We start from the raw sequence: 13,826 nt of genomic DNA, 5'->3' as shown, positions 1-13,826 counted from the left end.
GGCGTCGCATGCCCCGCGTCACAGGTCTCCCCACCGAGCGCCACCGAGCCTTCGGAGGCACGCTATGCGTGTGCACAGACCCGGACTGCTCCGCCTCTGCCTCACGGCACTCCTGCTCACCGCTCTGTCCCTCACCTTCACCACGCCCACCTCGGCGGCCGACACCCCGGCCCGGGGCTCCGCCTACATGGGCATGGGCGTCGCGGCCCACGACGGCGTCCACGGACTGCCCCGCGACACCCGCGCCACCCAGACGGAGGGCGTGGACGTCTCCTCCCACCAGGGCAACGTGGCCTGGACGACCCTCTGGAACAGCGGCGTGAAGTGGGCCTATGTGAAGGCCACGGAAGGCACGTACTACACGAACCCGTACTTCGCCCAGCAGCACAACGGCTCCTACAACGTCGGCATGATCCGCGGTGCCTACCACTTCGCCACCCCGGACACCACGTCCGGCGCCACCCAGGCCAACTACTTCGTGGACCACGGAGGCGGCTGGTCCCGCGACGGCAGGACCCTGCCCGGCGCCCTCGACATCGAGTGGAACCCGTACGGCGCGGCCTGCTACGGCAAGTCCCAGAGCGCGATGGTCACCTGGATCCGCGACTTCCTGAACCAGTACAAGGCGCGCACGGGCCGGGACGCGGTCATCTACACGGCGACGAGCTGGTGGACCCAGTGCACGGGGAACTACTCCGGCTTCGGCGCCGACAACCCGCTGTGGATCGCGCGGTACGCGTCGACGGTGGGGACACTGCCGGCGGGCTGGGCGTACCAGACAATGTGGCAGTACACCTCGACCGGCCCAACGGTCGGTGACCACAACAAGTTCAATGGGGCCCTGGACCAGGTGCAGGCCCTGGCCTACGGCTGAGCGCACGACGAAGGCCCGGACCTCCCGGATCTTGAAGTCCATCGCATCCCCTGAACTGGGGTGTTGCGACGACCACTAGAACGGAAGCTCTCACGGGACCCGGGCCTTCGCCTTCATCCGGCGGCGTCCGTCACGCCGCCACCGGAACCTCCGGTCGCGCCTCGGCCGTGGCCGGGGACAGGGCCAGGTCCAGGACCTGGCGCACGTCCGTCACGGCGTGGACGTCGAGCCTCTCCAGGACCTCGGCGGGAACGTCGTCCAGGTCCGGCTCGTTGCGCTTCGGGATGATCACTGTCGTGACGCCCGCCCGGTGCGCGGCCAGCAGCTTCTGCTTCACTCCGCCGATCGGCAGGACCCGGCCCGTCAGGGAGACCTCGCCCGTCATCGCCACGTCCGTGCGGACGAGGCGGCCCGACAGCAGGGAGGCGAGTGCCGTCGTCATCGTGATGCCCGCGCTCGGTCCGTCCTTCGGCACCGCGCCCGCCGGGAAGTGGATGTGCACACCCCGGTCCTTCAGATCGCCGACCGGCAGCTCCAGTTCGGCGCCTCGGCTGCGCAGGAAGCTCAGCGCGATCTGGGCGCTCTCCTTCATCACGTCACCGAGCTGCCCGGTCAGGGTCAGGCCCGCCGCACCCGTCTCCGGGTCGGCCAGGGACGCCTCCACGAACAGCACGTCCCCGCCGGCGCCGGTCACCGCGAGACCCGTCGCCACACCCGGGACCGCCGTACGGCGCTCCGCCGGGTCCTGGGCCGACTCGGGCACGTGGTGCGGGCGGCCGATCAGGGCGCGCAGGTCGCCGTCCGTCACGGTGAACGGCAGCTCCCGCTCGCCCAGTTCGTGCTGGGCCGCGACCTTGCGGAGCAGTCGTGCGATCGAGCGCTCCAGGTTGCGGACGCCCGCCTCGCGCGTGTACTCACCGGCGAGCTTGCGCAGCGCGCTCTCGTCCAGTGTCACCTCGTCCTTGTTCAGACCCGCCCGCTCCAGCTGGCGCACAAGCAGGTGGTCGCGGGCGATGACGACCTTCTCGTCCTCGGTGTAGCCGTCGAGGCGGACCAGCTCCATACGGTCGAGCAGGGCCTCCGGGATGGCCTCCAGGACGTTGGCGGTCGCGAGGAACACGACGTCGCTGAGGTCGAGTTCGACCTCAAGGTAGTGGTCGCGGAACGTGTGGTTCTGCGCCGGGTCCAGGACCTCCAGCAGCGCCGCGGCCGGGTCGCCTCGGAAGTCCGAGCCCACCTTGTCGATCTCGTCGAGCAGGACCACCGGGTTCATCGACCCGGCCTCCTTGATGGCCCGAACGATCCGGCCGGGCAGCGCGCCGACGTACGTACGCCGGTGACCGCGGATCTCCGCCTCGTCGCGGACGCCGCCGAGAGCGACGCGGACGAACTTGCGCCCCATCGCGTGGGCGACCGACTCACCGAGCGAGGTCTTGCCGACGCCAGGCGGGCCGACGAGAGCCAGTACGGCACCGCCGCGCCGGCCGCCGACGACCCCGAGGCCCCGGTCGCTACGGCGCTTGCGCACCGCCAGGTACTCGGTGATCCGCTCCTTCACGTCATCGAGTCCGGCGTGCTCGGCGTCCAGGACGGACTTCGCGCCCTCGATGTCGTAGGCGTCCTCGGTGCGCTCGTTCCACGGCAGTTCGAGGACGGTGTCCAGCCAGGTCCGGATCCAGGAGCCCTCGGGCGACTGGTCGCTGGACCGCTCCAGCTTGTCGACCTCCTTGAGGGCGGCCTCGCGGACCTTCTCCGGCAGGTCGGCGGCCTCGACGCGGGCGCGGTAGTCGTCGGACTCCTCGGCAGGATCTTTGCCGATCTCGCCGTTCAGCTCGCGCAGCTCCTTGCGCACGGCCTCCAGCTGGCGGCGCAGCAGGAACTCGCGCTGCTGCTTGTCGACGCCCTCCTGGACGTCCTTGGCGATGGTCTCGGCGACGTCCTGCTCGGCGAGGTGGTCGCGCAGTTGCTGGGTGGCGAGCCGGAGCCGGGCGACCGGGTCGGCGGTCTCCAGCAGCTCGACCTTCTGTTCGGTGGTGAGGAAGGGCGAGTACCCGGAGTTGTCGGCGAGCGCGGAGATGTCGTCGATGGCCTGGACCCGGTCCACGACCTGCCAGGCGCCGCGCTTGCGCAGCCAGGCGGTGGCGAGCGCCTTGTACTCCTTCACCAGATCCGCGACCTGCCCCGGCAGCGGGTCGGGCGCGCTTTCGTCGATCCGGGTCCCCTCGACCCACAGGGCCGCGCCAGGACCGGTCGTCCCGGCGCCGATCTTCACGCGGTCACGGCCGCGGATCAGGGCGCCCGGGTCACCGTCGGCGAGCCGGCCGACCTGCTCGACCGTGCCGAGCACACCGGTGCTCGCGTACGTGCCGTCGATGCGCGGAACCAGCAGGACCCGTGGCTTTCCCGGCTGGGACCGGGCGGCGGCCTGGGCCGCCTCCACGGCGGCGCGTACATCGGCGTCGTTCAGATCCAGCGGGACCACCATTCCGGGCAGCACGACCTCGTCGTCGAGCGGCAGCACAGGCAGGGTGAGCGGTGTGGACGTCGAACCCATGATCTCCCCTTCGGCAGTCAAGTTGAGCTATGCCGACTCAATGCTTGGGAGTTCTTGAATGTTCCCCGGTCTTCGTTCGCCCTGAGCGATCAGCCGAACTGCACCCAGCGACCTGCGGCTTCTCCGAAAACCACTTGCCGTGCCCACCGCATTCCCCGACCGTCTTCCCGTGACCGACACAGAGATCCTTCTCGCCGCCTACGACGACCAGATGCGCGGCGCGCCCCCGAACCCGCCCGCTGGGGTCACGTACGAACAGGACGGCCCGTTGCTGCGGGTGGTCGGCGGATTCCGGGGCTTCGTCAGTGGCCCACGCTCCCTCGGCGTGCACGGCGCCGACCTCGACCGGCTCATCGCCCGGCAGCGCGACTTCTTCGCGGCGCGCGGTGAGGCGGTGGAGTGGAAGACGCGGTCGCACGACGACCCGGCCGACCTCACCGACCGGCTGCGCGCGGCGGGCTTCACGCCCGAGGACCAGGAGACGGTGCTGATCGGACGCGCCGCCGAGATGGCCGTACGCGAGCCCGCCCTGCCGCCGGGTGTGACGCTGCGCCGGGTCACGGCGGACCCGGACATGCGCCGGATCGCCGCCATGGAGTCGGTGGTGTGGGGCCAGGACCGGGGCTGGCTCGCCGAGGATCTGACCGGCCGGGTCGCCGCCGCGCCGGACGAGATCGCCGTGTATGTCGCGGAGGCGGAGGGGGAGGTCGTCTCCGCGGCCTGGCTCGTCCACCGCGCGGGCACCGAGTTCGCGAGCCTGTGGGGCGGGTCGACGCTGGCCGAGTGGCGGGGCCGCGGGATCTACCGCGCCCTGGTCGCCACCCGTGCCGCGCTCGCGGTCGGACGCGGGGTCACCTATCTGCACGTCGACGCCTCCGACGACAGCGCACCCATCCTGCGCCGCCTGGGCTTCGAGGCGGTGACGACGACCACGCCGTACGTCTGGAATCCTTGATCCGCCGATCGCAAGGTTCCCGTGGTCCTCCCGCAACACGGTTCACAGGAACGCGCCGCACACTGCAAGCTCGATCACAGCCTGTGGGTGACTTGCGCGGTTTTACGGGGACTTGGGGAAACGGATGACCGGTACCCCTCGCACCGCTCGGGGATCAGAACCATGCCGCGGGATTCGCCCGGCGCGACGACGATCCGTCCCGGCGCTCCGAAGGACAGGGTGTACCGGGTCCACGGCGTACGTCCCCCGGGCCATCAGCGGAGGAAGCAGTTCGTGCCCGTACGCGTGAGGGGCGTGGACGGGAAGCGCGAGCCGGGACATCGGCGCCGTCAGCGCGGTCTCGCACCCGGGGCACACGAAAGCATCCACGAACCCTCCCCCGTACGCCGGGGATTCTGCCCGCCCCCGTCCCGCGGACCCACCGAGGTGCGCGCGCCCGACCTGCCAAAATGAGCGGATGGCCACTTCGTACGACATCCCCGAAGTCCTGGACCGTCGCGAAGGCCCGTACGGCGAGGTCGTGTTGCGGCGCCACGGTGAGCTGCTGCAGATCATCGCCAACGGGTGTTTTCTCATGGACACCTCCGACGGGCGCTCCGAGCGGCTGCTCGTCGACGCGGCGCGGGACGCGCTGGACGGCAGGCCCGCGCCGAGTGTGCTGATCGCGGGCCTGGGCGTGGGGTTCTCGCTCGCACACGCCGCCGCCGATCCGCGCTGGGGACGGATCTCGGTCGTCGAACGGGAGCGGGCCATCATCGACTGGCACCGCACCGGACCGCTCTCGGACCTCACCGAACAGGCCTTCTCCGACCCCCGCACCCAGATCGTCGAAACGGATCTGATCGAATACGTCAATGAGACATCCGCCACGTTCGACGCGCTGTGTCTCGACATCGACAACGGCCCCGACTGGACCGTCACCGAGGGCAACGACAGCCTGTACTCGACGGCCGGACTGGCAAGCTGCGCAAGGGTGTTGAGCCCCGGTGGGGTACTGGCCGTATGGTCCGCGCAGCCCTCTCCGGAATTCGAAGAAACCTTGCGGAATGCCGGGTTCAATCAGGTGCGTACCGAAGAGATCCCCGTTGCCCGGGGCGTTCCCGACGTCGTGCACCTCGCCGTCGGACCTGGATAGCCGAGCTGCGGTGACTCCCCGTACGCTGCTTCCCTGGCGCGGATCATTCAAGCGTCAATCGCAAGCATGCGCAGGCATGTGCCAGACAAACGGATCACCCCACGGATTCCGGAAAGCAACTTCAGGGGCGGGCGATGGAGCAGACACACACCTCCCACAACGGCACGCAGGCGACGCCTGGCGCACAGCGCCGGGTGCTGGTGGTCGAGGACGATCCGACCATCGTGGACGCCATCGCGGCCCGCCTGCGCGCCGAGGGATTCCTCGTGCAGACCGCGGGCGACGGGCCCGCGGCCGTCGACACGGCGGAGGCCTGGCAGCCCGACCTGCTGATCCTCGACATCATGCTGCCGGGCTTCGACGGCTTGGAGGTCTGCCGTCGCGTACAGGCGCAGCGCCCGGTACCGGTGCTGATGCTCACCGCGCGGGACGACGAGACCGACATGCTGGTCGGGCTCGGCGTCGGCGCCGACGACTACATGACCAAGCCGTTCTCGATGCGGGAGCTGGCCGCACGCGTGCATGTGCTGCTGCGCCGGGTGGAGCGGGCCGCCATCGCGGCCTCCACACCCCGCAGCGGCATCCTGCGCCTCGGCGAGCTGGAGATCGACCACGCGCAGCGCAGGGTGCGGGTGCGCTCGGAGGACGTGCATCTGACGCCCACCGAGTTCGACCTCCTGGTGTGTCTGGCGAACACCCCGCGCGCGGTGCTCTCCCGTGAGCAGCTGCTCGCGGAGGTGTGGGACTGGGCGGACGCCTCCGGCACCCGGACCGTCGACAGCCACATCAAGGCGCTGCGCCGGAAGATCGGTGCCGAACGCATCCGTACCGTGCACGGCGTGGGCTACGCCCTGGAGACCCCGACGCCATGAGCGACGGGCCGGCCGCGCGGAGAGGCCCCGGGGAGCCCTGGGGCGGCGTACGTCCGTTCTCGATCAAGACCAAGCTGGGTGCGCTGGTCGTCATCTCGGTGCTGATCACCACCGGTCTGTCGATGATCGCGGTGCAGACCAAGACGGAGCTGCGCTTCATCACGGTCTTCTCGATGATCGCCACCCTGCTGATCACGCAGTTCGTGGCGCATTCGCTCACCGCGCCGCTGGACGAGATGAACGCGGTCGCCCGCTCGATCTCGCACGGCGACTACTCGCGCCGGGTGCGGGAGAACCGCAGGGACGAGCTCGGCGACCTGGCCGAGACGATCAATGTCATGGCCGACGAGCTGGAGGCCCAGGACCAGCAGCGCAAGGAGCTGGTCGCGAACGTCTCGCACGAGTTGCGCACGCCCATCGCGGGCTTGCGCGCGGTGCTGGAGAACATCGTCGACGGGGTCACCGAGGCCGACCCGGAGACCATGCGCACCGCGCTGAAACAGACGGAGCGCCTCGGCCGCCTGGTCGAGACGCTGATGGACCTGTCCCGCCTGGACAACGGCGTCGTCCCGCTGAAGAAGCGTCGTTTCGAGGTGTGGCCCTATCTGTCCGGGGTGCTGAAGGAGGCCAACATGGTCGCCTCCACGCGCGCGGGCATCGCCTCGGGCTCGGGCGGCCACACGCGTACGGACGTCCATCTGCACCTCGACGTCTCACCGCCGGAGCTGACCGCGCACGCGGACCCCGAGCGCATCCACCAGGTCGTGGCGAATCTCATCGACAACGCGGTCAAGCACAGCCCGGCGCACGGGCGCGTGACGGTGAAGGCCCGCCGCGGGGACTGGCCCGAGTCGCTGGAGCTGGAGGTGCTGGACGAGGGACCCGGGATCCCGAAGTCGGAGTGGCACCGGGTCTTCGAGCGGTTCAACCGCGGTGCCGTGTCCGCGCCGCACGGTCCGGGCAGCGACGGCGGTACGGGTCTGGGCCTGGCCATCGCCCGCTGGGCGGTGGATCTGCACGGCGGCCGGATCGGAGTGGCCGAATCCGAGCGGGGTTGCCGGATTCTTGTCACTCTTCCGGGCCTGCCATCCGTGCCGAGTTGACGTAGGGTTCGAACCGGAGCCACAAGATCCACGGGCGTCCGGCCAGACGGACACGTGTGATCAGGCAGGGGCCCGCGCTTTCAGCGCGTCAGGCCCAAATGGCGCGCGGCGCCAGCCGCTCCAGTGGAGCCGACGCATGCGTCGGGGCATCCCTGAGCAACCGGAACCTCGCTTGTTTCCCGCCATTTCCAAGCCCGAAACACGCTCTCCGATGTGACTTACGCGACGATGAACGGGCCCGGCCTGACCTTCCCGGTCATGGAGGCGTAGCCTTTATTCCCGCTGTCCATCACCTTGTGAAGCGGAAGAGGGCGGTTGCCGCCGTGTCGCCACAGTCCCCCAGTAACTCGAGCATCTCGACCGACACCGACCAAGCGGGGAAGAACCCCGCGGCCGCGTTCGGTCCGAACGAGTGGCTCGTCGACGAGATCTATCAGCAGTACCTCCAGGACCCCAATTCGGTGGACCGAGCCTGGTGGGACTTCTTCGCCGACTACAAGCCGGGCGCGGCCGCCGCCTCGGCCCCGCCGGCTCCCGCCGCTCCGGCCCCGGCTCCGGCGGCTCCCGCCCCGGCTCCCGCGGCCCCGAAGCCGGCCGCTGCCGCTCCGGCGCCCGCCGCGCCCGCTCCGGCCCCGGCCGCCGCGAAGGCCACCGCCGCCAAGCCGGCCGCGAAGGCGGCGCCCGCGGCGGCCCCGGCCGCCGACGGCCCCGAGCTGGTGCCGCTGCGCGGCCCCGCCGCCGCGGTCGCGAAGAACATGAACGCCTCGCTGGAGCTGCCGACGGCCACGTCCGTGCGCGCGGTCCCGGTGAAGCTGCTGTTCGACAACCGCATCGTCATCAACAACCACCTCAAGCGCGCCCGGGGCGGGAAGATCTCCTTCACGCACCTGATCGGCTACGCGATGGTGCAGGCCATCAAGGCCATGCCGGCGATGAACTACGCGTTCGGCGAGAAGGACGGCAAGCCGACGCTGATCAAGCCGGCGCACGTCAACCTCGGCCTGGCCATCGACCTGGTGAAGCCCAACGGCGACCGCCAGCTCGTCGTGGCCGCCATCAAGAAGGCCGAGACGCTGAACTTCTTCGAGTTCTGGCAGGCCTACGAGGACATCGTCCGCCGCGCCCGCGACGGCAAGCTGACGATGGACGACTTCACCGGCGTCACGGTCTCCCTGACCAACCCCGGCGGCCTCGGCACCGTCCACTCGGTCCCGCGTCTGATGCCCGGCCAGTCGGTCATCATGGGCGTCGGCTCCATGGACTACCCGGCGGAGTTCCAGGGCACCTCCCAGGACACCCTGAACAAGCTCGGCATCTCGAAGGTCATGACGCTCACGTCGACCTACGACCACCGGGTCATCCAGGGCGCCGCCTCCGGCGAGTTCCTGCGCCAGGTCGCGAACCTCCTCCTCGGCGAGAACGGCTTCTACGACGACATCTTCGAGGCGCTGCGGATCCCGTACGAGCCGGTCCGCTGGCTCAAGGACATCGACGCCAGCCACGACGACGACGTCACCAAGGCCGCCCGGGTCTTCGAGCTGATCCACTCCTACCGGGTCCGCGGCCATGTCATGGCCGACACCGACCCGCTGGAGTACCGCCAGCGCAAGCACCCCGACCTGGACATCACCGAGCACGGCCTCACCCTGTGGGACCTGGAGCGCGAGTTCGCGGTCGGCGGTTTCGCGGGCAAGTCCCTGATGAAGCTGCGCGACATCCTCGGCGTGCTGCGCGACTCGTACTGCCGCACCACCGGCGTCGAGTTCATGCACATCCAGGACCCCAAGCAGCGCAAGTGGATCCAGGACCGCATCGAGCGCGCGCACACCAAGCCGGAGCGCGAGGAGCAGCTGCGCATCCTGCGCCGGCTGAACGCCGCGGAGGCCTTCGAGACCTTCCTGCAGACGAAGTACGTCGGCCAGAAGCGCTTCTCGCTGGAGGGCGGCGAGTCGGTCATCCCGCTGCTGGACGCGGTCATCGACAGCGCGGCGGAGTCGCGTCTGGACGAGGTCGTCATCGGCATGGCCCACCGCGGCCGGCTGAACGTCCTGGCGAACATCGTCGGCAAGTCGTACGCCCAGATCTTCCGCGAGTTCGAGGGCAACCTCGACCCGAAGTCGATGCACGGCTCCGGCGACGTGAAGTACCACCTGGGCGCCGAGGGCACCTTCACGGGCCTGGACGGCGAGCAGATCAAGGTCTCCCTGGTCGCGAACCCCTCGCACCTGGAGGCGGTGGACCCGGTCCTGGAGGGCGTCGCGCGCGCCAAGCAGGACATCATCAACAAGGGCGGCACGGACTTCACCGTCCTGCCGGTGGCCCTGCACGGCGACGCGGCCTTCGCGGGCCAGGGCGTGGTGGCCGAGACCCTGAACATGTCGCAGCTGCGCGGCTACCGCACCGGCGGCACGGTCCACATCGTCATCAACAACCAGGTCGGCTTCACGGCGGCTCCCGAGTCGTCGCGCTCCTCGATGTACGCCACCGACGTGGCGCGCATGATCGAGGCCCCGATCTTCCACGTGAACGGCGACGACCCCGAGGCCGTCGTCCGGGTTGCCCGTCTGGCCTTCGAGTTCCGCCAGGCGTTCAACAAGGACGTCGTGATCGACCTCATCTGCTACCGCCGCCGCGGTCACAACGAGTCGGACAACCCGGCCTTCACCCAGCCGCTGATGTACGACCTGATCGACAAGAAGCGCTCGGTGCGCAAGCTCTACACCGAGTCGCTGATCGGTCGCGGCGACATCACCCTGGAAGAGGCCGAGCAGGCACTCCAGGACTACCAGGGCCAGCTGGAGAAGGTCTTCACGGAGGTCCGTGAGGCCACCGCGCAGCCGGCCACGGCCGAGCCGTCGGACCCGCAGGCCGAGTTCCCGGTCGCGGTGAACACCGCGGTCACCGCCGAGGTCGTCAAGCGGATCGCCGAGTCCCAGGTCAACATCCCCGACACCATCACCGTCCACCCGCGTCTGCTGCCGCAGCTGCAGCGCCGGGCGTCGATGGTCGAGGACGGCACCATCGACTGGGGCATGGGCGAGACCCTCGCGGTCGGCTCGCTGCTCCTGGAGGGCGTCCCGGTCCGTCTGGCGGGCCAGGACTCCCAGCGCGGCACCTTCGGCCAGCGCCACGCGGTGATCATCGACCGTGAGACGGGCGACGAGTTCACGCCGCTGATGTACCTCTCCGAGGACCAGGCGCGGCTGAACGTCTACAACTCCCTGCTGTCCGAGTACGCGGCGATGGGCTTCGAGTACGGCTACTCGCTGGCCCGCCCCGAGTCCCTCGTGATGTGGGAGGCGCAGTTCGGCGACTTCGTCAACGGCGCGCAGACGGTCGTGGACGAGTTCATCTCGTCGGCGGAGCAGAAGTGGGGCCAGACCTCCGGCGTCACCCTGCTCCTCCCGCACGGCTACGAGGGCCAGGGCCCGGACCACTCCTCGGCCCGCCCGGAGCGCTTCCTCCAGCTCTGCGCCCAGAACAACATGACGGTGGCCATGCCCACGTCCCCGTCGAACTACTTCCACCTCCTGCGCTGGCAGGTGCACAACCCGCACCACAAGCCGCTGGTCGTCTTCACCCCGAAGTCGATGCTGCGTCTGAAGGCCGCGGCGTCGAAGGCGGACGAGTTCACCACGGGCCAGTTCCGCCCGGTCATCGGCGACGCGTCGGTGGACCCGGCGGCGGTCAAGAAGGTCGTCTTCTGCGCAGGCAAGGTCTACTACGACCTCGAAGCCGAGCGTCAGAAGCGCGGCGTGACGGACACCGCGATCATCCGCATCGAGCGCCTGTACCCGCTGCCGGGTGCCGAGCTCCAGGCCGAGATCGCCAAGTACCCGAACGCCGAGAAGTACCTGTGGGCCCAGGAAGAGCCGGCGAACCAGGGCGCGTGGCCGTTCATCGCCCTGAACCTCATTGACCACCTGGACCTGGCGGTCGGCGCGGACGTCCCGCACGGCGAGCGCCTGCGCCGTATCTCCCGCCCGCACGGCTCGTCGCCGGCGGTGGGTTCGGCCAAGCGCCACCAGGCCGAGCAGGAGCAGCTCGTGCGCGAGGTGTTCGAGGCGTAGGTCTCCGTCGTACACGGCGGCGGGGGCCCCCCCCCCCGGGGGGGGGGGGCGCCGCCGCCGTTTATCCTGGTGGGCATGTACTTCACCGACCGAGGCATCGAAGAACTGGAGAAGCGGCGCGGCGCGGAGGAGGTCACGTTCGAGTGGCTGGCCGAGCAGCTGCGCACGTTCGTCGACCTGAACCCGGACTTCGAGGTGCCGGTGGAGCGCCTGGCGACCTGGCTGGCCCGGTTGGACGACGAGGACGACGAGTAGTCCTTCGCGGTACGGCGGAGTGGAGCGGGGCGCCCTGAGGCGCCCCGTTCGTCAGTCGCGCGGCCTTGTCACGTCGTACGCCAGGCCCAGCGCGCCGTGTGCCAGCAGCAGCGTCCCCGCCACGATCCAGCCGCCGTTGCGGCGCCGTAGGCCAAGAGCCGTGAGCGGGAGGCCGGTGGCGATCTGGGCGACGGCGAGCGCGCGGGCCATGGGGCTGCCGGACCAGGGGAGCCAGGGGTCCAGGCGGCCCACGCCGACCGCGTCGAGCTCGGCGCGGACCGTCTCGCGCCAGCCCGGCCACTCGACGGCACGGGTCCCCGGCTGGGAGCGGGCCGTTTCGTGCAGACGGTCGGCGGGGTCGCCGGGGGTGAGACCGGCGGGGAGGGAGACTCCCGCGCGCGTGAGGACCGCGAGCAGCGCGCGCAGCCGGGCGCGGGCGTCGGCGGCGGAGTCCGGCCGGGTGAGCCGCTCCAGGGACTCCATGTCGAGGACGGGGTCCAGGCCCAGGCGGGCGGCGAAGGTGCGCATGGCCTCGTCCTCGCCCACCGGAGTGCCGTTGGTGAGCCAGACGTAGCCCACGGGGCGGCGGAAGCCCGACGCGAGGGTGTAGCCGGCGCGGTCCTCGTCCCACCACAGCGCGAGGACGGGCCAGGGGGCGCCGACGGCGAGGGCGGTGGCCCAGCCGGTGAGCACGCGGTCGACCGGTTCGCCGCCGTGCGCCCAGGGCGCGCCCTCGGGCACGAGCACGCTCCACTCCTCGCCCGCGGGGCTGACCAGCATGCGCTGGCGCAGCAGATGGGCGGCGGGGGCGACGGAGTGTGGCTCCGCCCGGCAGAGCAGCAGGGCTCCGGAGGCGGGGCGAGCTGATTCCGTCGGCATGGTCACACGCTAGGACGATTTGCGGTAGTTGGTCATATTCGAGAGCCGCAATCGTCCCCAAAAGGGTGTCTTGACTTTCGACAGGCGCGATATATCGTGAATGACAGGAGACGCGATATGGCGCGTTGACGCGTTTGTCGCCTTGTCACGGGAGGTCGTCACCATGTCCGAGTGGTCCGTCGTGGAGCCCAGGAAGCTCACCTTCGACGAGCCCGTGCGAGATCTCCACGTACGGATCGTCAATGGAACGGTGAACGTCGTGGGCACGGACGAAGGTTCCGCCCGCCTGGAGATCTCCGAGATCGAGGGCCCTCCCCTGCTGGTCACACAGGAGGGCGGCACACTGACCGTGGCCTACGACGATCTGCCCTGGAAGGGCTTCCTGAAGTGGCTCGACCGCAAGGGCTGGCGGCGCAGTGCCGTGGTCTCGCTGGCGGTGCCGGCCGACACCCGTGTCGAGGTGGGCGTGGTCGGCGCGGCCGCGGTGGTCTCCGGGGTGCGCGGTCCGTCGGTGGTGAAGGGCGTCACCGGCGACACGACACTGGTCGGGCTCTCCGGCCCGGTGCGCGCCGACACGGTCTCCGGGAATCTGGAGGCCCAGGCGGTCACCGGCGACCTGCGCTTCAACTCCGTCTCGGGCGATCTGACGGTCGTCGAGGGCTCGGGTCCCTCCGTGCGGGCGGACTCGGTCAGCGGCTCGATGATCGTCGACCTCGATCCGGAGGGTCCCACGGACGTACGGCTGACCAGCGTCTCGGGCGAGATCGCCATCCGGCTGCCACAGCCGGCCGACGCCGACGTCGAGGCCAACACCGCGAGCGGCACCATCTCCAATGCCTTCGACGGACTTCGGGTGCACGGCCAGTGGGGCGCCCACAAGATCACCGGCCGACTGGGCGCGGGCAACGGCAAGCTGCGGGCGACGACGGTCTCCGGCTCCATCGCCCTGCTGCGCCGGCCGGCCCGCGAGGAGGAGCCCTGGGAGGCGGAGGCCTGGGAAGAGGCCCCGGCCGACAGCGCACCGGCCGGCCCGGGGGAGAATTCCGGTTCCGGCCGGGACACCACCGCCCCCACCGACGCCAGCCCGGGCGACCCGGCCGACGGCACGACCGACAAGAAGGTGCTCTGA

General features: G+C 70.3%; 10 protein-coding genes. 8 read left to right on the top strand and 2 right to left on the bottom strand.

Features of this window, described 5'->3' with window-relative positions:
• Positions 1-64 precede the first annotated feature (64 nt).
• Positions 65-874 carry a lysozyme gene (locus tag RMT89_RS10560; protein WP_315883549.1) on the top strand — a complete coding sequence of 270 codons (810 nt, stop codon included), beginning with the start codon at positions 65-67 and terminating at the stop codon, positions 872-874.
• Between the two features lie 130 nt (positions 875-1,004).
• Here RMT89_RS10560 and lon read toward each other — a convergent pair whose 3' ends face one another.
• A complete protein-coding gene (lon, locus tag RMT89_RS10555; protein WP_315883548.1) occupies positions 1,005-3,428 on the bottom strand; it encodes an endopeptidase La in 2,424 nt (807 codons plus the stop codon).
• 169 nt (positions 3,429-3,597) lie between these two features.
• Here lon and RMT89_RS10550 point away from each other — a divergent pair, with 169 nt between their 5' ends.
• The 6 genes from RMT89_RS10550 (at position 3,598) to RMT89_RS10525 (ending at position 11,818) form a co-directional block, all read left to right on the top strand.
• On the top strand, positions 3,598-4,383 hold the full coding sequence (locus tag RMT89_RS10550) for a GNAT family N-acetyltransferase (protein ID WP_315883547.1): 786 nt from the start codon (positions 3,598-3,600) through the stop codon (positions 4,381-4,383).
• Positions 4,384-4,840: 457 nt separating this feature from the next.
• Positions 4,841-5,518 (top strand): spermidine synthase, encoded by a 678-nt coding sequence (locus tag RMT89_RS10545; protein WP_315883546.1) that lies wholly within the window; start codon positions 4,841-4,843, stop codon positions 5,516-5,518.
• Positions 5,519-5,652: 134 nt separating this feature from the next.
• Complete coding sequence (locus RMT89_RS10540) at positions 5,653-6,390, top strand: response regulator transcription factor (RefSeq protein WP_315883545.1); 738 nt, start codon at positions 5,653-5,655, stop codon at positions 6,388-6,390.
• On the top strand, positions 6,387-7,493 hold the full coding sequence (locus RMT89_RS10535; protein ID WP_315883544.1) for an ATP-binding protein: 1,107 nt from the start codon (positions 6,387-6,389) through the stop codon (positions 7,491-7,493). The genes RMT89_RS10540 and RMT89_RS10535 overlap by 4 nt, the downstream gene beginning before the upstream one ends.
• A gap of 323 nt (positions 7,494-7,816) precedes the next feature.
• Complete coding sequence (locus RMT89_RS10530; protein WP_315883543.1) at positions 7,817-11,563, top strand: multifunctional oxoglutarate decarboxylase/oxoglutarate dehydrogenase thiamine pyrophosphate-binding subunit/dihydrolipoyllysine-residue succinyltransferase subunit; 3,747 nt, start codon at positions 7,817-7,819, stop codon at positions 11,561-11,563.
• A gap of 75 nt (positions 11,564-11,638) precedes the next feature.
• Positions 11,639-11,818 carry a DUF6104 family protein gene (locus RMT89_RS10525; protein WP_073491365.1) on the top strand — a complete coding sequence of 60 codons (180 nt, stop codon included), beginning with the start codon at positions 11,639-11,641 and terminating at the stop codon, positions 11,816-11,818.
• A 51-nt stretch (positions 11,819-11,869) separates the two neighbouring features.
• On the opposite strand, the gene RMT89_RS10520 is transcribed toward RMT89_RS10525, so the two are convergent.
• On the bottom strand, positions 11,870-12,697 hold the full coding sequence (locus RMT89_RS10520) for a hypothetical protein (protein ID WP_315883542.1): 828 nt from the start codon (positions 12,695-12,697) through the stop codon (positions 11,870-11,872).
• Positions 12,698-12,860: 163 nt separating this feature from the next.
• Here RMT89_RS10520 and RMT89_RS10515 point away from each other — a divergent pair, with 163 nt between their 5' ends.
• Positions 12,861-13,826, top strand: coding sequence for a DUF4097 family beta strand repeat-containing protein (locus RMT89_RS10515; RefSeq protein ID WP_315883541.1), 966 nt, complete (start codon positions 12,861-12,863; stop codon positions 13,824-13,826).

Source organism: Streptomyces sp. P17, assembly GCF_032436805.1.
Lineage (GTDB): Bacteria > Actinomycetota > Actinomycetes > Streptomycetales > Streptomycetaceae > Streptomyces.
Note: the sequence above shows the minus strand (reverse complement) of the source record. Positions and strands in the feature narration are given on the sequence as shown.